16 protein-coding genes and 1 pseudogene are annotated in these 26452 nt (G+C 61.8%); 8 read left to right on the top strand and 9 right to left on the bottom strand.

The genetic code is table 11. From position 1 onward, the window contains the following. Positions 1–18: 18 nt before the first annotated feature. From ACFRAU_RS04560 to ACFRAU_RS04580, 5 genes are all read right to left on the bottom strand, one after another. Positions 19–1254 (bottom strand): MFS transporter, encoded by a 1236-nt coding sequence (locus ACFRAU_RS04560; protein ID WP_377998993.1) that lies wholly within the window; start codon positions 1252–1254, stop codon positions 19–21. A 245-nt stretch (positions 1255–1499) separates the two neighbouring features. Next, entirely contained in the window at positions 1500–2456 is a 957-nt protein-coding gene (locus ACFRAU_RS04565) for a lipid kinase (protein ID WP_377999080.1), read from the bottom strand. Positions 2457–2762: 306 nt separating this feature from the next. Next, positions 2763–4349: a PHP domain-containing protein gene (locus tag ACFRAU_RS04570; RefSeq protein WP_377998994.1), complete on the bottom strand. Its 1587-nt coding sequence runs from the start codon at positions 4347–4349 to the stop codon at positions 2763–2765. Between the two features lie 351 nt (positions 4350–4700). Then, a complete protein-coding gene (locus ACFRAU_RS04575; protein WP_377998995.1) occupies positions 4701–6374 on the bottom strand; it encodes a thiamine pyrophosphate-binding protein in 1674 nt (557 codons plus the stop codon). Positions 6375–6495: 121 nt separating this feature from the next. Continuing rightward, entirely contained in the window at positions 6496–6999 is a 504-nt protein-coding gene (locus ACFRAU_RS04580) for an Lrp/AsnC family transcriptional regulator (RefSeq protein ID WP_377998996.1), read from the bottom strand. Between the two features lie 93 nt (positions 7000–7092). On the opposite strand from ACFRAU_RS04580, the gene hisC reads away from it, so the two are divergent. Beyond that, positions 7093–8202, top strand: a complete 1110-nt coding sequence (gene hisC, locus ACFRAU_RS04585; RefSeq protein WP_377998997.1) for a histidinol-phosphate transaminase — start codon at positions 7093–7095, stop codon at positions 8200–8202. Positions 8203–8244: 42 nt separating this feature from the next. Then, complete coding sequence (locus ACFRAU_RS04590) at positions 8245–9657, top strand: amino acid permease (RefSeq protein WP_377998998.1); 1413 nt, start codon at positions 8245–8247, stop codon at positions 9655–9657. 288 nt (positions 9658–9945) lie between these two features. Here ACFRAU_RS04590 and ACFRAU_RS04595 read toward each other — a convergent pair whose 3' ends face one another. The 4 genes from ACFRAU_RS04595 to ACFRAU_RS04610 form a co-directional block, all read right to left on the bottom strand. Continuing rightward, positions 9946–10470: a hypothetical protein gene (locus tag ACFRAU_RS04595; RefSeq protein WP_377998999.1), complete on the bottom strand. Its 525-nt coding sequence runs from the start codon at positions 10468–10470 to the stop codon at positions 9946–9948. A gap of 49 nt (positions 10471–10519) precedes the next feature. Beyond that, positions 10520–11260, bottom strand: a complete 741-nt coding sequence (locus ACFRAU_RS04600; RefSeq protein WP_377999000.1) for an HNH endonuclease — start codon at positions 11258–11260, stop codon at positions 10520–10522. Positions 11261–12140: 880 nt separating this feature from the next. After that, positions 12141–13523 (bottom strand): hypothetical protein, encoded by a 1383-nt coding sequence (locus ACFRAU_RS04605; RefSeq protein WP_377999001.1) that lies wholly within the window; start codon positions 13521–13523, stop codon positions 12141–12143. Then, positions 13520–16930 (bottom strand): AAA domain-containing protein, encoded by a 3411-nt coding sequence (locus tag ACFRAU_RS04610; RefSeq protein WP_377999002.1) that lies wholly within the window; start codon positions 16928–16930, stop codon positions 13520–13522. The genes ACFRAU_RS04605 and ACFRAU_RS04610 overlap by 4 nt, the downstream gene beginning before the upstream one ends. A 221-nt stretch (positions 16931–17151) precedes the next feature. On the opposite strand from ACFRAU_RS04610, the pseudogene ACFRAU_RS04615 reads away from it, so the two are divergent. The 6 genes and pseudogenes from ACFRAU_RS04615 to ACFRAU_RS04640 form a co-directional block, all read left to right on the top strand. Next, positions 17152–17673: pseudogene (locus ACFRAU_RS04615) on the top strand (amino acid permease); the annotation flags it as partial. Between the two features lie 1029 nt (positions 17674–18702). Next, positions 18703–20649: an ATP-binding protein gene (locus tag ACFRAU_RS04620; protein WP_377999003.1), complete on the top strand. Its 1947-nt coding sequence runs from the start codon at positions 18703–18705 to the stop codon at positions 20647–20649. Beyond that, positions 20642–21823, top strand: a complete 1182-nt coding sequence (locus ACFRAU_RS04625) for a hypothetical protein (RefSeq protein WP_377999004.1) — start codon at positions 20642–20644, stop codon at positions 21821–21823. The genes ACFRAU_RS04620 and ACFRAU_RS04625 overlap by 8 nt, the downstream gene beginning before the upstream one ends. Before the next feature lie 334 nt (positions 21824–22157). Next, complete coding sequence (locus ACFRAU_RS04630) at positions 22158–23447, top strand: ISL3 family transposase (protein ID WP_377999005.1); 1290 nt, start codon at positions 22158–22160, stop codon at positions 23445–23447. A gap of 94 nt (positions 23448–23541) precedes the next feature. Then, a complete protein-coding gene (locus tag ACFRAU_RS04635; protein ID WP_377999006.1) occupies positions 23542–24864 on the top strand; it encodes an ISL3 family transposase in 1323 nt (440 codons plus the stop codon). Positions 24865–25029: 165 nt separating this feature from the next. Continuing rightward, on the top strand, positions 25030–26337 hold the full coding sequence (locus ACFRAU_RS04640; RefSeq protein ID WP_377999007.1) for a DNA cytosine methyltransferase: 1308 nt from the start codon (positions 25030–25032) through the stop codon (positions 26335–26337). Positions 26338–26452: the final 115 nt, after the last annotated feature.

Below are 26452 nucleotides of genomic sequence, written 5' to 3' on the forward strand. Positions count from 1 at the left end.
GCCTCCTTTCAGTGCAGTTTAGTGCTGGAGCGCCGGCTCCGCGGGGTCCGGCTCGGACCAGCCGCGCTCCCTGCGGCCGGCCGGGTAGGCGTGCCGCTTGCCGGCCAGCGCGATGACAAAGGCGACGACGACCGGCACCGCAGCGGCAACGGGCACCACGAGCGGGCCGGCCAGAACGAGGGCGGCGGAGCCGTAAAGCGCGCCGATGGTGATGCCCAGCTGGATGGTGAGGACGGTGAGGCCGTTGGCGGCATCCCGGTACTCGCCTCCGGCGCGGAGGATGGCGGCCTGGTTGTAGATGCCGATCGCGCCCAGGCCCGCGCCCCAGACCGTCATGAGAACCATGGCGCCGGGGATGGTTCCGCCGCCGAGCGGGAGGAGGAGCATCGCGACGGCGATGGCCGCCGTCGTGATAAGCAGCGAACGGCGAGGCCGGGAGTCCACGGTGACGCCGGCGATCCAGATTCCGATGAGGCCGGAGGCGCCGAGGACTGTGAGGGAGAGGCTGGTGGCGTAGTCGGGCAGACCGGCCTCGCGGATGAACGGCGCGATGTAGGTGAAGAGCGCGAAGTGGGCCAGGACCAGCAAAGGCCAGGCGATGGCCACGGACTTCACGCCGGGCTGGGCGATGGCCATGCGCATGGAGGGGCGGACGGCGTCGGGGATCCGGCGGACCTGGGGCAGCAGCCAAAGAGCCAGGCCCGTCAGGAGGAGCCCGAAGCCGGCGAGGAAGAGGAACGCCGCGCGCCAGCCGAGGAGTGTGCCGAGGGCCGTGCCGACGGGAGCGCCGATGGCCATGCCCAGGCTGTTGCCGCTGAAGACGATGGCCAGGGCCTTGCCCACCTTGTCGGCCGGGACCACCCGGGAGACGAACGGTGCCATGGTGGTCCAGAGCAGGCCGTGGGCCAGGCCGCCGACGAGCCGGGCGCCCATGGCCGCTGCGAAGTTGGGGGCAAGGCCGACGAGCACGTTGCTCAGGGCGAAGGTGAGGACAAGTGAGACGAGCAGGGTCTTGCGCGGAACCCTGGCCAGCAGCCGTGCGGCCGGGATCACCGTGACCACGATGACGGCGGCGTAGGCGGCGGCGAGGTAGCCTGCCACGGGCTCGGACACGTTCAAGCCAACACTGATCTGCGGCAGCAGGCCGGAGGTCAGGAGTTCAGTGGTGATGGCCATGAAGCCGGTGGTGGCCAAGACCAGCATCGCGGCGAGCGGGAAGCGTTTGGGCGCAGGCAGGGGCAGGGCGGAAGACATGGGGGAGCGGATCCATTCAAAGGGGTGGGTAGGAGGACGGCGCCTATGCCAGAGTCCTTCGTCCAAGTTACCCGATATATTCACCGTGCGGCAGGCCCTCTCAGACCCTGTTTCAGTTGAACATCCAGGCTGGATATGTCGTTCCCAAAGTCAGAGCTCCTGTGGCTCACGAGACCGCCACGAGGTCCGCTCTGTCGGCCCGGTGGGGATCTTCAGGGACCGCCGGCACAGCATCGTGCTGGCTTTCAGCTGGACTGCCAGTCCGCGGCGCCAGGCCCGTCGAACAACGCGCTGTTACTGCTCTGCGGCACCACCACGTGGACAGCGTTGCGCTGGACAGTGAAATCGGCCGGCGTGATGGTCGCGATCTCACCGTCGAGGTTCACCGGCAGCGGCGGCTCAGTGACCAGCCGGACATGCCGGCTGGTCAGGTGGTACACCCGGTCGTGTTCGATGAAGCTTCCGTCCTTGAGTAACCGCGCGATATTCACGTGCTCCCGAAGCGGGCCGGCCAGGATGGCGTAGATGTCCAGGAGGTGGTCATCGATCCCGGCGGTGGGGGAGACCGTGTTGCCGCCGCCGTAGTGACGGCCGTTGCCGACGGCCACCTGCAGCAGGTCTTCCAGCTCCAGCGGCTCGTGGTCCCCGCCCGGGAACTCGAGGCGGGCCCGGAACGGCCTGTGCCGGGCATAGGCCCGAAGCGTGGCGATGCTGTACGCCAATGGCCCGATGAACCGCTTCAGGCGGGGGCTCAGTGCTTCCGTCGCAGCCACCGACAGGCCCACGGACGCTACGTTGAGGAAGGGCTCACCGTTCGCCCGGCCGAGGTCGATGTCCACCACCTTCCCGTCCGCGACGGTGGCGCACGCCTCGGCAAGGTTGTTCGGTATCTCCAGCGTGCGGGCGAAGTCGTTGGCGGTGCCCAGCGGAAGAACGCCGAGCACAACGTTGGTGCCGGCAACGCGGCCGGCAGCGTAGGACACGGTCCCGTCGCCGCCGCCCACAACCACCAGGTCGTGCCCGTCCGCAAGCACCCGGTCAAGCGTCCCGGCCAGCTCGCCCCCGGACAGCACGGGGTGCACGGCGGAGATGGGCACGCCTGCCTGGCGCATCGTGTCCACCGCAAGTTCGTGTGCCGTCCCTCGGCGTGATCCGGCATTGATCACCACGGCGGCAGAGCGGGCGTCCCGGGCAGCTTTCATTGTGGACATGCTAGGCGGTGGACCTGTGAATTCCTCTAGGCGGCCGGAGGTACATCAAAGGCACTAACGCGGCTACCCCGGCGTCGGGGTCGTGGCGTCGACGTTCCGCCAGGGCCCGGACATTGAGGACAGCACCGGCCACCAGCGGTCCCGCACCTTCCTTCGCGTGAACGGAACGGGGCCGGGAAGCGGCTGGGCCGGAGCCCGGCAAGCAGGAGATCAAGGGCCATCTCGACGGTCTTCCGCGACGACTTGGCGCCCTCAGCGCCTTATCCCCGCAGCGCCGGCAGGGATAAGGCGTTGAGGTTAGTTGCTGACCTCCACGAAGATAGGGTTGGTGTAGAACCACAGGTCTTGCCACGGATCTGCATTCCCGATCTCATCCAAGGCAGGGCCGGCCGGGTCGATATCTGCGCCGAGGAAGCCTGGCTGGGACTTCTTCCCGTCCGTACCGCGAAGGCGGATGTAGTAGTGCCCGGCCGGTGTGTCGATTTCCTGCGTCCAGGTCAAACTTCCGCTCCGCAGCGTCAGATCCTTGGTCGGTAGCTGGGTGATGACGCGCGTATCGGGTGCCTGCATGGAGTCGGCGTCCGTGACCGGACCGGTCACGGTGCCGAGGATGACGTCAACCCGGGCCAGTTCAGGAACAAATCCTGCGAAGTTTGGTTTGGATGCCGGGGCGATGGAGACGGTAAGCGTGACTTTCCTGCCGCGCTTCGTCGCAAGCTTCCCGCCGAGGGTAACCGACTTTGCCTGGTCCGACACTGTCACATCGATGGAATCGATCAGGCAGCCGTGGTCCACCCAGACACGGCCCTCACGGAGTCCCTGCATCACTGATGTGTGACTGACTTTCTCGGCGCCGACATGCGTGCGGCTGTAATAGCCGGGCCAGAAGTCGTTTTCTGTGAGGTCCACCGTGCCGCTGTAGACCGGGTCGTCGGTGCGGCCCTTGGCGTCGAAGTTGCTTCCGGGCCCGCGCGTAGTGGTGTCCAGATAGACGTTGTGGCTGTCCGAGGTTGCGGTGATGGAAAACAACTTTCCTTCCGCGAGCAGGCTGTCCCACACCCCGCCGACGGTGGCTGTCATCCAGTCGAACCCACCCCAGGTGCGGTACGACTCGGCAGGGTAGCCCTTGAAGGAGAAGGTGCCGGGTGCGCCGTCGTAAAGGCCGCGTGCACGATCACCGGCGTGTGGGGCGGGCAGTCCGCCGGCCTGGTGCCCGGGAGCACCCTCCATTCCGATGACCACGTCCGGTGCTGCCCGGATCCATGCCCGGATCTCATGTGGTGAGTCGATGCCCTGCCGCGAAGGGTGGTTTGGAATCATGAGAATGTCCTCCACCGTGCCTTTGGCGCGGGCGTCGGCCATGAAACGGATCCCGTCCAGCGCCAGGGCTTCGTTGGCGGCTGTTCCGTCACGCGTGCCCTTTACTCGGGCATCCCAGCGCGATTCGACTTCCTTGAGGACCGCGACGTCGTCACGGCCCGGTGCCACGAAGACTGTGGCGTGCTCGGCCCCGGGGATGTTCCACTCGAGGCCATGGTAGATCAGAATCGAATCCCCAAACTCCCTACGCACCTCATCAATGAGAGGCACAATCTGGTCGGTGCTGAGCTGGGAGTGGGCCACATTGCCGTGGTCGGTGAGGACAAGCCAGTCGACGCCGTAACGGATGGCCTGACGTACATGGTCCACCACGCGGTACTTACCGTCGTTGCTGAAAAGGGTATGTACGTGATGGTCCCCGTTCAGCCAGAAGTACCGGCCCTTTTTCGTGCGTTGGGAACCTTCAGCGAGGGCTTGGGCCGGAGTGACCGCTGCAAGCGAAGCGCCGAGTCCTAGGACCGAACCTGTCTTCAATATTCCGCGGCGGGACATACCTTTTGTCATGAGAGCCTTTACTGCCAATATTTAGGGAGAAGGAAACGGCTCGACGCCTGGCACCAGGGAACCGGCCCCTTCATCTTGCTCCGACAGTCAACACACGGGACATGAACAGTCGGGTAGCGATACTTGTCCGGACTGTGAACGGGTTCTTACTCATGGGGGTGTCACATCCAGTGCCAGCGAGTTCGTGAACGCGGCCCGGGACTCATCGGCCGGCCAGACGGACTACGATGCCCACACGAAGAAGACCCCGGTCCCGTCCTCGAGATACAGGGCGAAGTCCATGGCCTAATCCGCCGGCGGTGGTAGTGCGAAACAACGGGAGGCGGGGGAAGGCCGACGGCGGCACGAGGGTTAACCCGCCACGGCCGCCTTCGCCTCCTGCTTAGCCTGCATCCACTCGCTCAGCCACGGGGCCCGGACGCTCGACGTGATCCGGCAGTCGGCCACGAAGGTCCCCTTCGCGCCGGCGTCGATCCAGTCCTGGAGCGCGGAAAGGTCCGCTAGTGAACGGATGATCGCCGACTCGGCACCGAGCGCGCGGGCGACGCCGCTGAAGTCCACTTCGGGGATCAGCATGGGCTTTTCGGTCAGGCCCTGGGAGCCGTACTGGTGGATTTCGGCGCCGTAGGCGGCATCGTTGTAGATCACGACGACGGCGCTGGCCGCCGCCCCGATCAGCGATTCCAGGTCGGAAAGGCCCATCAGGAAACCGCCGTCGCCGGCGGCCAGCACCAGGGTGCGGCCGTTCTCCACCGCGCGGGCTGCCCCGACGGCGCCGGCAAGGCCCAGCCCGATGGCCTGGTAGGCGGTCCCCACCATCACCAGGTCCTGCGGCCGCGGGATGTGCCAGTACATGGGTGCCCAGCCGATAAAGTGCCCGCCGTCCTGGACCACGGTGCGGCGCTCCGGCAGCACCGCACCCAGTGCCGTGGCAAGGGAGCGCGGGTCCAGCCGGCCGTCCGGCGTCTCGTCGGAGCCGGGGTGGTGGGCCGGCCCCTCGGCCAGGCGTTTGCGGGCTTCCGCGCGCCACGCGTCTGTACGGCTGGCGTCCGGCGAGCCCAGGCCGTCCAGCATCCTCAGGATGTGTCCGGCGGCAGACTTCACGTCCGCGCTGACGAACGTATCCACCCGGGGGTGTGTCGGCTGCAGGGCGGTGTCGATCTGGATGACGGTGCTGTCCGGGCCGAGCAGGTGCCCGAACCGCATGGTGAAGGGGCTCAGGCTTGCCCCGGCCACGAGGACCACGTCGGCCTCGCCCATGAGGCCGGCCGCGGTGTCCGTGCCGAAGCCGCCCGCGACGCCGAGGTATCCCTCGCCGTGCAGGAGGTTGAGCGCCAGGGCGGTGCCGGCGGTCAGCGCGCCCAGGCGGTCGGCGAGCTCGCGGAGCTCAGGGCCGGCGCCGGCGAGATGCGCACCGCGGCCGGCAAGGATCAGCGGCCGCTTCGCCCCGTCGAGCAGGCGGGCCACCTGCGCAAGGCCGCCGTCGACGTCGTCCGTCACCTTTGGTGCCGTTGGCGCCGGAAGTTCCTCGTCCCCGGCCTCCAGTGCCGCGAGGTCGTAGGGGATGGCAATCACGACGGCGGTGCGCTTGGTCAGCGCGTATTCCACAGCCTGCTGGGTGATGGAGCCCGCGGCGTCGAGGGTGACGGTGAAGGTGGCCGCGCCGAGGCCCGCGGCGATGGCCGACTGGTCCACGTCCTGGGGCCGGGCGCCGCTGCTCGGGGCGTCCCCGGTGACCAGCACGACGGGGATCTGCGCCTGGACCGCTTCGGCGAGGGCGGTGAGTGCGTTGGTGTAGCCGGGGCCGTAGGTGGTGGTGCCGGCTGCGAGGCGTCCCGACGTCCGGTAGTAGGCGTCGGCCGCGGCGATGGCGGCGCCTTCATGGCGGACGGGGGAGAAGCGGAGGCCCAGCTTTTCCCCGGCGTCCAGGAAGTAGACGTTTCCGTTGCCCATCACGCCGAAGACATCGCTGAGATAGCTGCTGAGAACCTGCGCCACGCGGCCGGAGACGGTAAGTGAAGTCATGCAGGAATCTTCTGACCTGGTTCACAGGTAGGCAAGAGAGTGGAGTTCGATTGGGATATTTGGCAGGAGATGGCAGCCATGAGTGAAAATATGACCACTTGTGGCCTGCGGCACCCAGTCCTCAGGTGGAAGGGCGGGATTCCTGCTCCGTTAGCCGATTCAGGAGGCCGTCGTAGCGGGGTGGCATGAGTTCGACCACGGATATCGCAGTGCTGGTGCGCTGGATTCCTTCGATGGCAAGGATCTCGTTGGTGATGCGGTAGAGATCGGCCGTGCTGCGTGCCACCACCTTGGCCATCAGGTCCGCGTCCCCGGTGGTGGCGTGCACCTCGATGACCTCCGGGATCGTCGCGAGCCCGTTCTCCACTGAACCCGCCCGCGTCTGGCTGATGGCCAGTGAAAGGAAGGCCATCAGGTCATAGCCGAGCGCGGCGGGGTCCAGCCTGCGGCTGAAGGAGCGCAGGGCACCGCTGCGCTCGAGCCGTGCCAGCCGGGCATGGACAGTGTTCCGTGCGACGCCGAGCGTCCGCGAGAGTGCCAGGGCGCTGGCTTCGGGGTCCTTGTCGAGGGCGAGGATGATCCTGCCGTCGAGGGAATCCAGGGTGCGCGGGTTCGGGATGGTCATATTTTCACCACAGTCAGTTGAAGTTGAGCAGAAGTCCCAATGGGTTGAGGGTAGCTTGCATTGTGGGGCGGGTCACAATCATGATCGTTGCTCATGACCCGTGATCAGCTCCTGACCGCACCGGACTCCGCGCTTCCCACTCTTCGTGGCGCGGTGGCCGGACTTCCGGCCTACGTCCCGGGCCGGCGCAGCGCCGGCATGGACGTTGCGGCCCTCGCCAGCAATGAAAGCCACTACGCGCCGCTGCCCGCGGCCTCCGCTGCGGTGGCCGCAGCGGCCGGTTCCATGAACCGCTACCCTGACAGTGCCGCCGTCGAACTCCGCGAACGGATTGCTCGCCACCTCGGCGTCACGGCCGGAGAGGTGGCGGTGGGACCCGGCAGCGTCGGCGTTCTCCAGCAGATCATCACCGGACTGTGCGACGCCGGGGATGAAGTGATCTTCGCGTGGCGCTCGTTCGAGGCTTACCCCATCCTGGTTGAGCTGGCAGGGGCCCGACCGGTCCGCATTCCGCTGGACAGCGCTGAGGGCCACGACCTCGATGCCATGGCAGCGTCCGTCACTGCCCGCACGAAGGTCATCCTGCTCTGCACCCCCAACAATCCCACCGGCGTGCCGATCAGCCATGAACGCATCGAGGCGTTCCTGCAGTCCGTAGGCTCCGACATCCTCGTGGTGATCGACGAGGCCTACGTGGAATACGCCGAAGCGGGCAGCGGCCCCGATTCACTGGCGCTCTACCGCCAGTACCCGAACGTCTGCATCCTGCGCACCTTCTCCAAGGCCTACGGACTCGCCGGCCTGCGCGTCGGCTACGCCGTGGCGGCTCCGGGCATCGCTGAGGGACTGCGCCGGACTGCCCTTCCCTTCTCCGTGAGCGCGCTGGCCCAGAGGGCGGCCATCGCGTCGCTGGACGCCGGGGAGGAGATGGAAGCCCGGGTGGCCGCCGTCAAGCAGGAGCGCACGCGGATGGCGGAGCAACTGAAAGCCTGGGGCTGGGCAGTGCAGCCAAGCCAGGGCAACTTCCTGTGGATCCGTGCGGATGAACATTTGCTCGCGAGGCTGGTGGCCGCGTTCGACCGCGCGGGCATCCTGGTGCGGGCCTACCAGGGCGACGGCGTGCGGATCACCATTGCCGACGCCGAGTCCAACGACCGCGTGCTCCGGCTCCTCGAAGCCCACGCAGCCTCAGAAATCGACTGACCTGAAAACCCATCCGTTCCACCTACAACCAGAGGACTCCCCATGGAACAACAGACAAAGACGTCTGGCCGCGCACTGGGTGCGGCACTCAAACCCCGCCAGCTCACCATGATGGGGCTCGGAAGCGCCATCGGCGCGGGCCTGTTCATCGGCTCCGGCGCCGGTATCCAGGCCGCCGGCCCGGCCGTGCTGATCTCCTACCTCGTGGCCGGCACCCTCATCATCCTGGTGATGTCGGCCCTCGGCGAGATGGCCGCCGCCAATCCGGACAGCGGCGCCTTCTCCGTCTATACCGCCAAGGCCTACGGGCCGGTGGCCGGTGCCACGGTGGGCTGGCTCTGGTGGCTGCAGCTGGTGGTGGTCATCGCGGCCGAAGCGCTTGGTGCGGCAGGGCTGCTGGCCACCATCTTCCCGGCCCTGCCGGTGTGGCTGATGGCCTTCGTGTTCATTGTGGTGCTGACCGCTGTGAACCTCACCAGTGTGAAGAACTTCGGCGAGTTCGAGTTCTGGTTCGCCCTGCTCAAGGTGGCGGCCATCGTCGGATTCCTCCTGGTGGGCGCTGCCCTGCTCTTCGGCTGGCTGCCGGGCGTCCAGTCGCCGGGCCTGTCCAACTTCACCGGAGACGGATTCGCGCCCAGCGGCTTCGCCGGGATTGCCACGGCGCTCTTCGTGGTGGCCTTCGCATTCGGCGGCACCGAGATTGTCTCCGTGGCGGCGGCTGAGACCGCCGAGCCTGCCCGCAGCGTGAAGAAGGCGGTCCGCACGGTGCTGTGGCGCATCCTGGTGTTCTACATCGGTGCCATCTTCGTGATCGCGGCCGTGGTTCCCGTCGGTTCGGCAGGTTTGAAGAGCCCGTTCGCTGCGGTGTTGGATGCGGCCGGCTTGCCCGGTGCGGCCACTACCATCACCCTGGTAGCCGTAGCTGCACTGCTCTCCGCCCTCAACGCCAACCTCTACGGCGCCTCGCGGATGGCGTACTCGCTCGCGGAGCGCGGTGAGGCTCCGCGCCTGTTTGCCTCCGTGTCCAAGGCCCGGGTTCCGGTTATCGCAGTCCTGGCCAGCGTCGCCTTCGGCGTTGTCACTGTTGTGCTGGAGCTGGCCTTCCCCGAGAAGGTCCTTCCCGTCCTGCTGAACATCGTGGGTTCGACCTGTCTGCTGGTGTGGACGTCCGCGCTCCTGGCCCAGCTCGCGCTGCGCCTCCGCGCCGACCGCGAGGGGACGGTGCTTCCGCTGCGGATGCCCGGGTTCCCGTGGCTCACCGGCTTCGGTCTGGTCATCCTCGCCGCGATCTTCACGGTGGGATTCATAGGCGAGGATTCCCGTCCCCAGCTCCTGAGCACGTTCGGGCTCGTGGCGCTTCTGGCTGTGGCGAATTGGGTGAACCACCGGAACCGAAAGGCTGCGCCCGCTGTTGATACTTCGGATGCCTGCAAGCAGCGGGTTCTCGTCGACTGAACCAAGTGCTTGAACTATTTCTGACTTGAGCCAGCAGAGGGCACGTCGGGCAATGGCCGGGCGTGCCTCTCTGTAACTCGTGCCAGCGATGGCCGCGCTGACTGCCTTAATCTCGGGCCTGCCGCGGAGGTGCACTATCGCCAGCCGAAGCGCCGCCCGGTCCGGTGGGGCGACAGGCCGCCCGGGTTGCTGCTGGACTAGAAACCGTGTGGCGGCAGAACCGCTTCGGCCGACGCACATGGGAACGTCCTGAAGCAGCAAGCCGATCTGCGCCTGAATCTCAAGCTTTCAGAGAACTTCGGGGTCGCTCGAGGAACTTTCGGGCCTGTCTCCGCTTTCAGCCATAAATTTGCCGCCGACAAATGCTACGGCTAGGGCTGCTGCAGCACCACCGACGATTGCCATCTTATTCAGAGCATCTGCCAAGAACTGCTTATCTTCAGTGTTCTTTTGGGATGCCATCCTTGCAAGTTCCATGAGTCGGTCGAAAATCTTCTCTCTGTCCTCCGGGCTCAACCCGTCCTTGTCGAGTTCCCCCTTCAGGATTTCTCTGGTGTCCTGAAGTGCCTGATAGACATGGTCCGTGCTCTGCTTGTTGGCTACGAGCGTTTTTTCGTGTGCTTTCCCCATCGCATCCACAATATCTAGGGCAAACCTCGTGAACGCGGGGAATTGCTGAATGATTCTTAGAGCCACCTCCCTGTCCATGTCAGGCATCATGGCTGCGAACTTGATTACGTTGCTTTTGGAGAGATTCCTCCATGACTCGATTCCGAGCTTGCGCTTAATCTGATCTTCGTTCGTATACTTCATGGCGTGTTCCGTCCTCGTCCTGCCTGGGTTCCCAAATCTTATAGCCGCCTCATGCAGGCAGTGGTGCAGGTTCTGCAGCTATGGCGTTCGCACCAACCAACGACTTGAGGTCCTTCGGTGGCAGCCACGGATTGCCGCGGTGGATCATGCGGTGGCAGTTGGCGCAGAGCAGAACGAGATCGGAAAGGCGCGTGGTCGTGGGGCCGGAAGCGTGGAGCGGCAGTACGTGGTGAACTTCGATGTAGTCCCGGCCTCGCTGGCCGTATGTTTCTCCAAAGTTGAACGAGCATACTTCGCAGGCGACAGGTAGGCCTGCTTTTTTAACGCTTTCGACTTTTCGGTTCCGCAAGCCGCGGTTCCGCTCCCGCTTCAGGTGTCGGGCCAGCAGCAGGCGCCCCTCTGATGCCTCTATGTCGGTATCAGGATCGTCCTGGTTGGGGAGTGTAGTATCGCCCCGAAGTATTTCCGCTCGGATCGCAGCGGCCACGGTCTGCATCTTAGCGGGTGCTGAGAGGAAGTCGTTCAATACGATTGCGTCGAGCTTGTTGCCCTTGGTCTTTTGGCCGGTGTAGTCCGGATGCTGGGTTGCGATGTCCCATGTCTTGCGGGCCACTCCGGCAGGGTTGCGAAACTTGTCATCCCGAAGTTCCACCGGATGGAGGGGGCTTTCATTTAACAGTAAGGACAGATCCACTACGCGGCGGTCCTTCTCGTCTAAGCCGTTCCAGTTGTTTGTCCTGGTCAGGTCGCATGCAAGGATTATTTCGTCCCGCGTCCAATTGATGCTCATCCCGCCCCGTTTCGGCATTGCTACTTACAGCGGGCATCAGCCCCCAATGAGTCCCTACTGTACTCAGAACCTTGCTTTATTTGGACGCTAATACTCTTGCCAGAGCCCTGTAGAAGGCATTGACTCCCAGAGGAGGCTACTTCTAGGGGAGTAGCCCTTCCCCAAAAAAGCCCGCAGCCCCCGTCTCCGCCCTGCGTTATTCACCAGGAGTAGACCCGGCCCGTTTTGGGTGGTGTCTGTGGTGTGGCCTGGGCTCCACATGCGAAAGAGAATCGCCAAGCTCCTGCACTCGGATATCCAGGGGCGAATGGTTCGTCTCAGTGACGAAGCGGGACCCTGAGTGCGGGGATCGCTATGTAATATGCGGTTGCTTTGGATACGGCAGTGACTTCGGTCCGTCCTGCCCTCGGTGCCTAAGGCGTGCGTAGGAAAGCGAAAACCTGGCCCAGGCAGTTACTCTGCCCGCGCCATTAGCGTTTCTCAATCGGACTCATCACTATTAACACCCGATGAAGTGCTCATTGGTGCGGACCACCGTCCGGGCTCCGCAGCAGTGCGTCCAGTGCGGCGGCAAGGGCGTGGCCTGGTTTCCTACGCGTACGCCGACGGATTCTGACCCACGGGGCTGGGCGGCGAACGGGAATCCCCATGCCGACCCCGGCTCCCAACAGTCCACGTCGCGGACGCGAGAAGTCCCTCAGGTGGTCCTGCACACCAGGCAACCCGGGATATGACCGGACGGGCCAGACGGGGCAGCCCTCGCCGAAGTGTCCCAGCTACTGGCAAGTCGGCAGAGCAGAATCAACTAGGCGGCTCTCATCGCGGTGAGTCTAGCCAGACGTAGCGAGCAGACATGGAGGGTGCACCTCACGGCATCCGGTCAGGCTCGCCTACGCGGGTCCGCCCCGTCCGAGTCGAGCACGTCGGTATAACGCTTGAACGCTTTGTCGACTTCGCTCTGTATTCGGACCAGCGTGCCCTCTTCCATGCGGTAAGTCCGGTCCGGATCACCCTTAAAGGAGAGCCAGTTGAAGCTTGTAGTGACCCATAAATTGTCGTAGATCAAGATCTTGGCGTGAGTGTTTTCAAGGCGTACGACCCGCAGCTTGTCGAAGCGGGCAGCAAGGTTGTTGAGCTTACGAAGGGCGAAGTCATCGGACCCGCTGTCGTCATGACCATAGCCGTGACCGATATGGACCTCGACGCCAGCGCGTAGGCGCCGCTCAAGGGCAGCGACGAAGTCAGTGTTTACCACTCCACCTTTCACCCACGGCGCGATGATCAGCAGTCGCTTCTTCGCGCCGTTGAGCGCTTCATTGAGTAGCTGCGGATGCTCGTGGACGTCGACACTGCGCACCGCCATGTCCTCCACACGTAGCGGCCTCTGCGCGGATTCTTCGTCGCTCTTGGCACCCTGTTCGCCAGCGACCCTGATAACCTCCACCTGGTCGATCGCTACTCGCTGCTCCTCGAGCTCGGGCGCAAGGGTAGGGCGGGGTTCGGGAGGAGCGACCGAGATGCCGAGCTTCATGATGGCGTCAGTGGCCGCAAGCTCCAGCCCATGCGCAGGCTGGAGATCACCATCGATACAAAGGCCCAGCTGTACCTCGCCAGAATCTGAGTCGCCGTAGATGAGCAGCTGTGCCGGCATGTACAGGTGTTGGTTCTGGGACGCGATTTTCCGGACCCGCAGGACTTCGACATGCCGTGTGCGGTCGTCGCGTGACTCGACGAGCTCGTTAAAGCGCTCGGTGGAGAGATCATTGAGGTCGACCCGTGAGGTCTTCTTGGCAGGGAGGATTTCGAGGCCGGCCTCTTGGGCATCCCGCTTCCTGATCAGGCTTGCTCGTGCATAATCCTGGGCGTTCCAAACGAGTCTATCGAAGGGAACGTTGAGCTGAGTTAGAACGGGCTGGACGGCGGCAAGATTGCGAGCAGCCTCGAGGCCCAGCGCAGTAAGACCGAGGTGCCCGTTGCCCGCTCGCGTAAGGTTGTTCGAACTGATCTGGTCTGCAACCGTCTTCACTACCTGGTCGCGTTGCAGTCCGAGGAGCCCTGCGATCTCGTCGATCTCGCGGACTCCCGCGTGCACAAACCTAAGAATGAACTCTTCGAGAAGGGGAAATGACTTGAGCTCCTGCGCCAAGACATCTACGCGGAGTATCGTGACTGGCAAGGCAGCGTCGACCACGCTGATCAACTGCAAACCAGGGCGGTGATCACCGAACCGGCGCCGAATCGTATCTGCTGTAGCTAGGCTCATCGTTCCGCCGTCCTAAGTTCACAGTCATCCGGATGAGACTGGATGTATGTCAGCACTTTCTTCAGGGCGCCGGTTGTGCCTCGGATAAATCCTGCATCGCCGACAATAGTGAGGCCAAACCGGGCGCGGGATAGTGCAACGTTGATGCGCCGCCAGTAGTCCGGCCCAATAAACCCGAGTTCGGCATTTGAGTTGCTCCGGGTCACTGAGAAGATAGCCACGTCTGATTCACGGCCTTGAACTGCGTCCACACTCATTACCGTGATTGAAAGATGCTTCAGCCGGTCGCGTAGGGGCGCGAGCTGCTGCTTGAGGTCGGCGACCTGGGCGACGTAGGGCGCAATAACGAGCACATCAAGTTGCTGCTTACCCTTCGGCAGCTGGACGACCTTCTTGTCAACGGAGCCATTTAGTACTTCCAGCCGACCAATGACGATACGAGCCTCCGCACGGTTTGCGAAGCTCCTGCCTTTGCCATGAGGGGCGGCTTCACGTCGGTCCTGACCATGGGAGGAGGTATCAAGCCATAGGACAGGTTTGCCGTATCCGAGGAGATACCCCTCAAGTCCGCGGTCGTTTGGCGATCGAAGTTTCTCGTTGTAGAAACAGGTCGAAATCATGTCTCCGATTGGTCGGATCATCCTGTACTGCTGGCTTAGCATGACTTGGGAATGGTCCGGTAGGCGGTCCGTCAGCCGCTGGAATAGCGTCTCCCGCACGTCCTCAGGAAGGAGCTGATGGTCGGTCATCAGGTCCTTGTTGCGCAGTATGTCCTCATCGATCGGAGGCAACTGGTTAGTATCACCGACGACCACCCAACGCTTGGCCCGGGATACCGGAACCAGTGCTTCGGTCAAGGTTGCCCGCGAGGCCTCGTCGACGATGCACAGGTCGATGTCGAGGTCGCGAACCGCTGGGTGCCTTAGATAGCCCACGCACGTTCCCGCAATGACACTTGTTTGGTCGAGAAACGCGTTGGCGAGACCTGAGTCGGACGAAATTCGTTGTAGCCACTCGCCCTGTAGTTGCAGGCGCGTAAGCAGCTGCTGCGCATCGACGCTTTCACCGATAAGGACATCTACTGCGTTGAGGGCATCCCGGGCACTCATGTCAGCCAGTAGAGTCAGATCGCTTCCCAACTCGGACTGCGCCTCTTTGAGTAGCTCGTCTCGAAGGTCAGCGAGGGCGTCGACCTTTTCCTGAACTGAGGTCAAAGACACCGGTTCACCCAGCGAGGTTGCAATTTCAGACCGCTGCTTCTCATCATCTTCCGGTCGGAGATTCTGGAGGTAGTCGAGCTGGGACAGGCTTGCTGAGAGTTGCTGAAGGGCGAGAGCTGCACGAAGATGCGATGGTGAGAGTCCGGCTTCGGTCGCCCGTGCTCCCAGGTAGCCTTCCGCATTCTTTCGAACTTCGCGTGCCCAGCGTTTCATCTGGGCATCAAGGAGGAGGTGACGCACGGACTCATCGACACGGTTCCGGTCAGCGCTTGCCAGTCTGACCATGTTTGCCTGCCCGGCGTCGGACAGACGCTGCAGTGCGTTGTCCACTGCAACGTTGGTCTGCGAAGCGATAAGAACCCGTGCGTCCGGGTTTGTGCTCAGGGTCTGCTCGACGAGCTCGGCAATGAAGCTGGTCTTACCCGTCCCTGGTGGGCCCTGTACAACAAAGATATCGGGCGATCCCAAGGCGGTTTCGATCGCGTCTTTCTTGCTGTCATCAAGCTCACGCTTCCAAGTGGAGACTGAGACGGCTTTGGGTGCGGCATTAATGCCTGGATCGAGGAGCAGTGCCCGCAAATCCGGACGGGCTGACTTGTCACGCTGAACGTCATCGACGGCCCGGCGCTGACGGTTGAGTGCTGCCTCGTCCGGGCCGAGGTGAGGGTCGAGAACCGCTCGATCAGGCAGATTTTCCCAGCGTCGCGCGCTCAGGATAACGACTCGATCGTCCTCGTGTTCGATGACCTCGCCCCAAGCGAACTTGCGGTCAGTTTTCTGGTCTTTCACGCGCCACTCTGTGCCGACCAGGTCGTAGTCGACCGCGGACTCCAGCGTGAAAGCGGCTTCCCGGCCGCGGGTCTGCACCTTTTTGAAAGGCAGTGGCTTTTTCTCGCCTCGCGCAAGCTCCTCGCGGGCGTTTAGGATTCGACGCCATGTGTCGAAGAGCTCATCGCCGTCGCGCTCCTTCTGGCCTGCCTGTTCTGCCTGGTCTTTGGCTTCATAAAAGGCGTCGATGGTGTCAATCAGGGTTGCAATCCCCGCCCGTGCGAGTGCTGAGTTTGCTGGCGCTGCGAACGTCCAGTCGAAGATCTGCGGTAGCGGCGCCGCGCGTCGGCGGTGATTTTCAAGTCGCTCAAAGTCCAGTTCTGCAGCCTTGATGACCGTTGCGCCGGTCTCATCGGACTTCAGCGTGAAGCTCCAAGACGATCCGTCGAGCCGAATGCTGTCTCGCTGGGGCTTGCCTGAGGACTGGTCGTTGAAGAACGACGCATAGACGTCACCGGAGAGGTCCGCTTGGACCTTGCCCACGGCCTTCTGTCGCGCGTCATCACTTCCTCCGAGCGATCTAATTGCCGACTTTGTTAGACGAAGCAAAACGGGATTCCGTGTGATCTGTTGATGTCCGTCGCGCCGCTGCTGGATCGCCTTGAGTTCACTGAGAAGGTCGCTGGCGTTCTTCGGCCTTTCGTCTGGTTGCATGGCGATACAGGATCCCAGCAGGCGTCGAACGTCAGGTGGGACGGGAATTGATTCCAGTGCCCGCTGTACGCCTGCGAGGTCCTTCAGCTGTTCCTTCGTCATGCACTGAATGAGAAGTACGCCCATCGAGTAGACGTCGCGAACGTATCGAACATCCGCATTTAGTTCAGGTGGCGCGTACGGTTTAGAGTGCCAATCCGCGACTGTCTGAAGAGTCGAGTTTTCTTCGCCGCGGATCTTCGCAATTCCGAAGTCTGCAAGGAGGGGAGCCCCTAAATCGGAGACGAGGACGTTTTGGGGTTTAATGTCCCGGTGCTCGATTTGTTTCAGATGTGTGTAGGCCAACGCGTCCACCAGGGGCAACGCAATGTCAGTCGCGAGACGATCCCAAGACTCCCATGGCCCTGATACCTTGAGTACGTCGTCGAGGTTCCGCTCGATCCAGTCCAGGACGAGAACGTAGGTGCCGGTCTCGTCAATCCCTGACCAGCGGCAACTAACAATGTTGGGATGCGCCAGGCTCTTCAGCGTCTTGGCCTCGTTATTGAATACCTTCCGCGTCACATCGTCCGGCTGTCCTGACAGTAGCTTGACTGCCACGAACGAAGAGTCTCGATCGTCCACCGCTTTGCGGACGACAGAGAACGTCCCACTACGACGCTCCACCTTCAAGAGCATGTAGTGCTCACCGACGACGTCTGGCACGCTTTTCCCCCTTGGTGTTGACATTGGCTCCAGCCAAAGCCAATTGAAGCACAACCACACATCGGCCGTGCTTGATTTGCAGCATCGTCAAACCGCCCAATGTCCTACGGCACCGTGTCTCATATCTGAGGAAGTCATATTCCCTGTTGCTGTTACCCGCCAGTGACTTTTACGTCCGGCGGCTGGCCGCACCCCCGGCTACACCGCCATCCAACGCCTAAGGGCTGGTGGCCGACGCGACGGTGGGCTGGCTGTGGTGGCTGCAGCTCATGGTGGTCATCACGGCCGAAGCGCTCGGTGCTGCAGGCCTGCCCGCCAGCATCTTCCATCCCCTAGCGGTGTGTCGATGGCCTTCGTGTTCATCGGGATGCCTACATCCGTGCAGCTGACCAGCGTGAAGAACTTCGGCGAGTTCAAGTTCTGGTTCGCCGGCTCAAGGTGGCGGTGATCGTCGGGTTCCTCCTGGCGGGTGCTGCAATGCTGTTTGGCTGGCTGCCGACGTGCAGTCGCAGGGACTGGCCAACTTGCCCGGGAACAGCTTGGCGCCGGACGGGTTCAGTGGAATTACCACGGCGCTGTTCGTGGTGGCGTTCGCATTCGGAGCCACCGAGATCGTGTGCGTGGCAGCAGCAGAGACCACGGAGCCGACCCGGAGTGTGCGGAAGGCGGTCCGGACCGCGCTGTGGCGGATCCTAGTGTTCTACATCGGCGCAGTCTTCGTCGTCGCGGCGGTTGTTCCCGTGTGTTGGTTGGCTCATGCTCGCGGCGATCTTCACGGCGGGCTTCATCGACGAGGAAGCCGGCCCAGTTGTTGAACACTTTCGCGCTCCTGGGCTTCTGGCGGGGTGCACTGTGTCAATGGCCGGATGCGGGGACATTACCGTGTGTGACTTCTTCAGACAGTGCATGCGGTCGGTGATAATCGGCTGAAATAGGAGCGCAAGCCGCGTGGAGAGGCCTTGTCATCGAGAGCGTTTATCTGTATTCAGCACCCGCCATCACGTCCATGAACTGATGCTGTACAGACTCGGGGACGGACTGAAGTTTCCACCCCACCGTTTGGATAGGTACGCAGGCGGTGGGACACGACTGCTTGAACGATAAGGTGAGCCTGCGACAGTAGCATTGAAGCGGTCATGCCCCACTCGTGTGATGGAACCCCGGAGGCGAAGGCGTGTGACATGACGTCTCCTGCTACTTACTGATAGGACAACACGTGACACTGGGGAAGAATACGAGCCTATTCTCGGGAGCAGGGGGAGTCGGCCTCTTCTTTAGTCGGGCTCGGCTCCCATTGACCAGTACCGTCGACAGCTCAACCTGGGCAGGTGCGACTCACCCCCCCAACTTTCAAAATACGGGATCCGTGCACAATGCACAGGCTCGCTCGGACTCCTTTGGAACTGCATCTCCTGCTTTTTCCACCCGTCCATCGAAAACCAATGGAAATTCCGGGAATCCGAATTCTTGGCCCGCGATGACTGACTCGAAATATCTCGCAGACCCCGATGATGCCGAGACTTTCCGCCACGTTGTTTGGGGTGCACCTGGCTCGATGGCTGCAAATGGGCAGCGGGAACTACATGTCCAAGCGGAAGGACGAAAGGGCTTAGGACTTCGCGAAGCTACGCAGCCGCGGAATTTTCCAAAAAATATCGTGCTTCTGGTTCACGACGAACAGGGAACCAATTCAGGTCCGCCTCCCTTGGCACGAAAATCAGCAGATGCCACGGCTTCGCTGCTCCCTTCGTATAGCCAGTCAGGAGAGCCCGGTGAGTTCGTTGCTTAACCAACGTGACCTGGACGCAGCACAGCAGCTTCGAAGCGTGACTCGACAATCAGAATCCATCGAATCAAACCTAATCACGAACGAACGGGTCATAGCCCGTGTTACAGATGGAATCTATCGGCAAGCGGGATCGGCAATCAGGGAATTGATTGCTAATGCCTACGACGCGGACGCAACTTGGGTTTCCATAAAAACCGATGCACCCAAATTCAGTCGAATTACGGTCGAGGACAATGGTGTCGGCATGTCTCCCGATGCGGTTGTGCATCTTTTGCACAATATCGGTGGTAGTGCAAAGAGGACCGAGCAGGGACAAGAATTAGGAATTACCGCGACCGGAGATCCGACAATAAGTCCTAAAGGGCGCAAGCTTATCGGCAAGCTTGGAATCGGCATATTCTCCGTTTCACAGTTGACACATAGCTTTCAAATCATCACTAAGACCAAGGGCGATGACTTCCGAACAATTGTTTTAGTCAATCTTCAGCAGTTTGCCGATGAGCCTAGCAACGGCGATGAGACGGAGTTCAAAGCGGGTCGCTATAAGGTCTGGCGGGAACCAACTAACGATACCGATGCGCATGGCACTACGATTGTTCTTAACTCCATACGGCCACAAACAAGAGATAGTCTACGAAGTGAGCAACTGTGGAGTGCCATTGATAATCCACTCAGCGAAGAAAGTGCAGCAAAGTCGCTATCCTCCGTGCCGCTCTACCATATTGGACGACTAGATGCTTCCGACCTTCACGTCGAAGATCGGGGACGAACACAACGTCTCCCCTGGGATGAAGAGGACGATCCAGCGGAGGCATTTTCCAAGATGGTAGATAGCGTATGGTCCTATGTTCAGGGGCGTACTTCTGTCAAGCTTGCGGATATATTTGACACCTACCTGCAAATGGTTTGGAACCTCGCGCTCGCTCTACCTCTTCCGTATGTCGAGAAAAACGTCCTTGACGAGACAGTAGCCGATGACTGGGCCTATATCTACAAGATTTCTAATGCTACCAAGGGCTCAGCGGAACTTGTGGGGAGCGACAATCCGTTGGAAACTCTCCGCGAACTTGGGGGACTTTCCGGTATGAAACATGAGGCCTACGACTTTTCCGTCAATATCGACGGCCTGAGTTTAAGGCGGCCAATCAAGTTTAGGAATCTCCCGTTAACGCAGCATGTCCTGAAAAAGCCGATGATATTTTTAGGATCCATGCGTGAGCACTTCAAGGGTTTCCCGCGTGAAGTTAGCGCCGGTCCGCTCGAGTTTGATGCTTACTTGTTTTGGACACCTAAAATTGCGCCGACGGAGCATCAGGGAGCCCTCATTCGTATACACGGTGCAAGCGGAACGCTATTTGACTCAACATTTTTGAACTATCAAGTAGCCGAGTTGACACGGCTTCGCCAAATAACCTGTGAAATATTCGTTAAACAGGGCCTTGAAGGTGCATTGAATATTGATAGGGAAAGCTTCAATACCTCGCACCCTCATACGGTCTTGCTAACGCGCTGGCTTCACAGTGCTCTGCGTCAGCTCGCTACAGCTCAAAAGCGTCAGGCGCAGGAACTGAGAGAAGTAGTTCGACACGGCGCTACGCGCGGTACTGAAGACCGAATTCGCGAAATCGTAGCTGCGGCTAATGCTTTGCGCACCGACAGTGAAGGCGTTATTCCCAATGTCACAATCATTAGGCCTGGTGATAAAACTCTTTCATTAGATAAAGAAGTTACTCAGCAATTTAAACTGCAGCGACTAATGGACGAGATACCTGGGGATAACACGCCACCCAGCGAGGGTAGTTTGTTGAAACTCAGGGCAATTACACAGGTCCTGGCTGTGTACGGGGTGTTGGATCAACTGTCCCCCAAGGAACAGGATAATCTTCTTGGGTCTATTCTTGGCGTTTTGGAGGCGGAAGGCCGTGGATGACATGGACCCGTCGTTGTCAAATGATCACAATGATCTCACTGCTCTAATTGGTAGCGGCCCCACTCCGTTTCCTGTAAGCGTCGACCGTGCGTTTGAAGCTTGGCACCGTCCTCGGAAGCAATACGTCAGAAATGTGCAATGGTCACGTGAGATAGGGTTCCTCGTTCGCGATCTTAAGTTGCGGAAAAAGGAGCTGCGATATCTTACCCTTCCTGGAAATGACTTCCTTGATGTTCGGCATCTTCACGAGTCAATCTGCCTTCGCGATGAGGTTCGCCTAAAGTATCTTGGTTTCAATACGGCAGTGTCGGCGAATGACCCGGCTCAGTCCGATGTTTATTCCAACGAGTTCTCCGTCAAGCGGTTGAAGTACGTAAGTTCCGAATCAGAAGTTTTTCCTGGTGATTTTCGCGATATCGGAAATCTGAAATCCGTTCCTTGGCAGCGTGTCAGACGAGAAGGCTACTTCCATGCAATTAATATCGATTTGTGCGGGGGTTTTGCCCGTACAGTCGATAATCTTGGGATTCCCAGCTATTTTGCTGCTTTACAATGGCTCTTGCAGAGCCAAGGCAGTACGCAGGAAGATTTTCTGCTTTTCATCACCACTCGAATGGATGCGGAAAATGTCCATGATGACGCCAGGGCAACTCTAAATGAGATTGCAGGATCGATATACGATGCTTGTTCGGCATATGCATCTGCGTTCAATACGCTTTGGGGAATCTCCGAGGCAACCAAGGTTGCGGTTGTGGAGACGGCCTCCCCGACGGAGGCCTTTATGCTTGGATTGACTCAATGGATCGTGTCACGGGGGATTTCCTCAGGACTGAAGGCCTCCGTCAGGAGCTTGATGACTTACAGGACCGGAAGCGGGCCTGGCGATGATGATCTGGTGTCAATCGCTATTAGATTCAAGCCTGACCCTCAGCTCTCGCTGGATCCACACGGACTGGTTCGGCCCATTCATCCTCCCGTCAGCCGTGATGAAAACGAATGTTTACAGTCTTCACGGATACCTCGTAAAGTCAGGGAACGAGTTCTCGTTGATGATTTGCTGTCTACGCAGGCTGATGCTTTTGAGCGCTGCATTGAGGAATCCTCTAAGCTTTTGGCGGCGGTTGGCTACGATCCTGGGGCCTACAGAGACTGGGTTTTGGGCGGGTATAACTGACTACATTGTCGAGCTATAGGTCACCGTCTCCATTCACTAGTTGTTGACGAAGAATGCGGTTTTGTTGAGGAAGAGCCGCAATGTCAAGGCTGCCACCAGGGTATTCAGCAATCCGGGCCTTCGCAGTTGAGCATGGTTAGGGCGGTCTGAAAGTTCCGCCGCGGCTTTGGCCGTTTCCGGTGCGGCGTGGTGCGGCGGGAATGAAGTCAGGGCCTCTTTGAAGGCTCTTCGTGATTGGTGGGGAATTGAGTTCGTGTCGTTGAAGACAAAGGGGCCCGTGGCCCTGCTGGGATGAGTGTGTCTAAGCATTCAACCTGGAACAGGACCACGAGCCTTGAACGAGCCTACCGGGGTGGCAGCCGACGCTGCCACCATCCTCTTCAACCTGCCCGACTACCGCGTCATCTCCTCCACCGTCACAGCTGGCCGCCGGCAGGTCATCATCGAAACCGACCAGCTGCCGGGCTGCCCGAGCTGCGGGGTCATCTCGTCACGGCGCAAGGAACGCCGCTTCCAACGGCTCCGTGATATTCCAGTCGCCGGGCCCGTGGATGTGCTCTGGTCCAAGTACCGCTGGTACTGCCAAGAACCAGCCTGCGACAGGCTGTCGTTCTTTGAGTCCACTCCACAGGTCCCACGCCGCGCCCGCTCCACCGGCCGGCTCCGGGACCAGCTCGTGGACGCGGTCATCCGCTCGGGCCGGGCCGTATCGGAAACAGCTGCGGGCTTCGCCGTGTCGTGGTGGATGGTCCGGGCGGCGCTGAATGAAGCCTGCCTGCTGCGGCTGCCCGACGTGGACAAGCTCAACCCGCGGATGCTGGGCATCGATGAACACCGGTTCCGGTCCGTGCGTTACTTCCAGGACCCGGCCACGAAGGCCTGGACACGGTTCGAGCCTTGGATGACAACGATCGTGGATCTGGACACCGGCCAGGTCCTGGGCGTCGTTGACGGCCGGGACCACAGCGGCGTCGGTGACTGGCTGTTCGCCCGCCCCCTGCACTGGCGGCTGGCCGTGCAGGTCGTGGCGATCGATCCGTCTGCTGCGTTCCGGAAGGCGCTGCGGATGTGGCTTCCGCGCACCGCGGTCGCAGTGGACCACTTCCACCTGATCTCGCTGGCCAACCAAGCCATGACCGAGACGCGGCAGAACCTATCCCAGCAGGTCAAGGGCCGCCGAGGCAGGGCCGTCGACAAGGCATGGGCCCACCGGATGCTCCTCCTGCGCGCCGGAGACACACTCACCCAGAAGGCAGCCCACAGGCTGGAAGAAGTGTTCGCCGCCGACGATCCCACCGGCACGCTCCAGGCCGTCTGGAAGGTCAAGGAACAGCTCAGGGCGCTGCTGCGCACGGGCTCCCTGGAGGACGCCGCGGCAGCGAAAGCCGAACTCGAGAAGCTGGTCAAGGCAGCTGCACGGCCAGAGGCAAACAGGCTCTACCGCACTGTTTGCCGCTGGTGGAAAGAGATCGAGGTGCTGATCATTACCGGTGCGACGACCGGCAAGGTCGAAGCCAACAACACCGCCATCAAAAACATCAAACGCACCGCGCGCGGCTACCGCAACCCCGCCAACTACAAATCGGTTATTCTCTTGAGAAGTGCCGTCCGGACGGCGGCATGATGCTCATTCCAGGGATCCATTTCCCCATGAACCGTGAAGAGCCTCTTTGAATTGGTTGCGACCAAGCAAACCAATACCCAAAAGAGACCCTGACATGAATAACTCTGTGGCTTGTTCCCACGGCCGGTGGTGCTCGCGCGCGGATACGCTGCTCGGTGTTGAGGGCATCCACATCAGCTCTGACACGGCGACCGGGGCCGGCCTGGTTCTGGGCGTCGAGACCGGGGAGGACGTCACCGGCTGTCCGGACTGCGGCGTCGTTGCCGTGGGCCATGGCCGACGGCCGGTCCGGCTCCACGACATCCCGTGTTTCGGCCGGCCGGTGCGGCTGCTCTGGGCCAAGCGCGTCTGGCGATGTCCAGACCCGGGCTGCCCGAGAACGACGTTCACCGAGGAGCATCCGATGGCGGCATCCCGGGCGAAACTGACGACCAGGGCAGTCGGTTGGGCGACCGATGCACTGCAGCGTTTCGACACCTCGGTTTCGGCCCTGGCCCACCAGCTCGGCGTTTCCTGGCACGCCATCTGGGACGCCGTCCGCGTGGAAGCATCCCGCCGGATCGCAGCGACGGGCCGGCTGACGGGGGTGGACGCGCTCGGCGTCGATGAACATGTCTGGTCCCACACCGGCCCACCGGGATCCGGCATGGTCACCGGGATCGTGGACCACACCCGCGACGCCCAGGGCCTGGTCCATGCCCGGCTGCTGGACCTCGTGCCGGGCCGGTCCGGGAAGGCCTACGCCGACTGGCTCAAAGAGCGCGGCACCGGGTTCACCGCAGGCATCAAAACGGCTGCGCTGGATCCGTTCCGCGACTACGCCAACGCGATCCGCGACGAGCTGCCCGAAGCCATCACAGTCCTGGACGCCTTCCACGTCGTGAAGCTCGGGTCAGCCATGGTTGACGAGGTCCGCCGCCGCGTCCAGCAGGACACCCTCGGGCGCCGCGGCCGCAAGGGAGACCCGCTCTACGGCATCCGCCGGACCCTTCAGATCGGCGCCGAACACCTCACCGACAAACAGGCCGCCCGGCTCGACGCGAAACTTACACTCGGGGACCACGGCCATGAAGTCACCCTCGCCTGGCAGTGCTACCAGAAGCTCCGAAACATCCACCACGCCAGACCGGAGAAGGGCCGCCAACTCGCCAACGAGGTGATCGCCTCATTCCCGTCCTGCCCGATCCCGGAAGTCGCCCGGCTCGGCCGGACGCTCAAGCAATGGAAGGCAGCGATCCTCGCGTACTTCGACACCTTCGGCGCCTCGAACGGCCCCACTGAAGCGATCAATGGCGTCATCGAGACCACCCGCAGGATCGCCCGCGGCTTTCGCAACTTCACCAACTACAGACTCAGATGCCTACTCGCCGCCGGCGGCCACCGCCCCTACCGGAACAAACAGACCAACCATGCCTAAATGCGAAGGGCCAGCAATCCCGACTACAAAGACGCTGATTAATTGCTCAAATTGCGTTGTCACCCCGTCGCGCCTGAAGGACCTGGGTTAGCCTATGTGGCGTTGCTCATGTCGGTCGGCGAGCGTCCCAGATGGAGGCGGGGAGTCTGAAAGAATGGATGCACCATGAATGAGAAGAAACGCGCAAGTGAGCTGACAGTGGTCGAGATCTGCGCGGGGGCAGGTGGCCAGAGCCTGGGCCTGCACCTTGCCGGGTTCCAACACACGCTCGCTGTTGAGCTAGACCGCGACGCCGCCGAAACCCTCGAGCGTAATCTGTCGCGCCTTGCAGCCGCTGAGGGGCAGTCCGAGCCCAAGGTTGCGGTCGGGGACGTCGCTGACAAGTCAGTGTGGGACCCAGCCGAACATGCGGGAGTCTCACTGCTCGCGGGTGGAGTTCCCTGCCCCCCGTTCTCGATTGCTGGGAAGCAACTGGGCTCGTCGGACGAGCGGGATTTGTTTGCCTGGGCCGTCGAGGCTGCTGGTCGCATGCAGCCTGACGCGGTGCTGCTGGAGAACGTCCGCGGGCTATCGATGCCGCGTTTTGCCGGGTATCGACAGGCCGTCCTCGACAGGTTGGCCGAGCTGGGTTACCGCGCCGACTGGCGGCTGCTTGAGGCGAAGGATTACGGTGTCCCGCAATTACGGCCTCGCTTCATTCTTGTGGCTCTGCGTGAAGAATTCGCGCCCTACTTCAGCTGGCCTGAACCGACCCCTGCGGTACAGACGGTGGGCTCTGCACTCTATGACCTGATGGCAGCGAACGGTTGGCCGGGCGCCGAGGTCTGGGCCAAGAGGGCTGACCGGATTGCCCCGACCATTGTTGGCGGCTCCAAAAAGCATGGCGGGCCTGACCTCGGCCCGACACGGGCGAAGCGCGATTGGCGCGCCCTCGGAGTCGACGGCCTTGGGATCGCAGACGCAGCCCCGGGCCCCGATGTCCCAGTGGACTTCGTCCCCAAGCTGACGAATCAGATGGTTGCCCGCATTCAGGGCTGGTCGGGCCAGGCGTACGAGTGGGACTTTGCCGAGCGCAAAGGGCGAAAAACTACAACCTACAGGCAGATCGGTAACGCGTTTCCCCCACCGGTAGCCCGTGCTGTCGGGGTCGCTATCGCATCCGCGTTACGTAAAGACGGAACCCCGACCGGCCGCCACGGCGCGGGCAGCCATGACGAGGTCTACCGCGCGCTACGCGAGCATGCTGGTTTTGTCTCGTTTGCGGGGTTGCGGAAGGCGCTCGGAGGAAGTCTCACGGACGGTGAGATCGAGCGCAGGATTGACTTTATCAGCCGTGACTTTGAGGTTGAGGTGCGCGTTCGCCGCGGCGTGCCAATGTACAAGCTAGGGGAGTGGCGGGCGTTCCGCGGGCAGGCGAACCACGCCCGCCACGAGGTGTTTGCGGTCGATCGCTTGCGCGCCAAGGTCAGCTAGCCGCCTCATTTATGGCGCAGTTTGTGGATGATCTTGTTGCTGCAGCGTTATGTGGTTTTCGCCGACAGCGTGTCGCGGATTGACGTCGGACAGTCAAGGCTCAATTTTCGGAAGA

This window comes from Arthrobacter sp. NPDC056691 (genome assembly GCF_042791415.1).
Classification (GTDB): domain Bacteria; phylum Actinomycetota; class Actinomycetes; order Actinomycetales; family Micrococcaceae; genus Arthrobacter.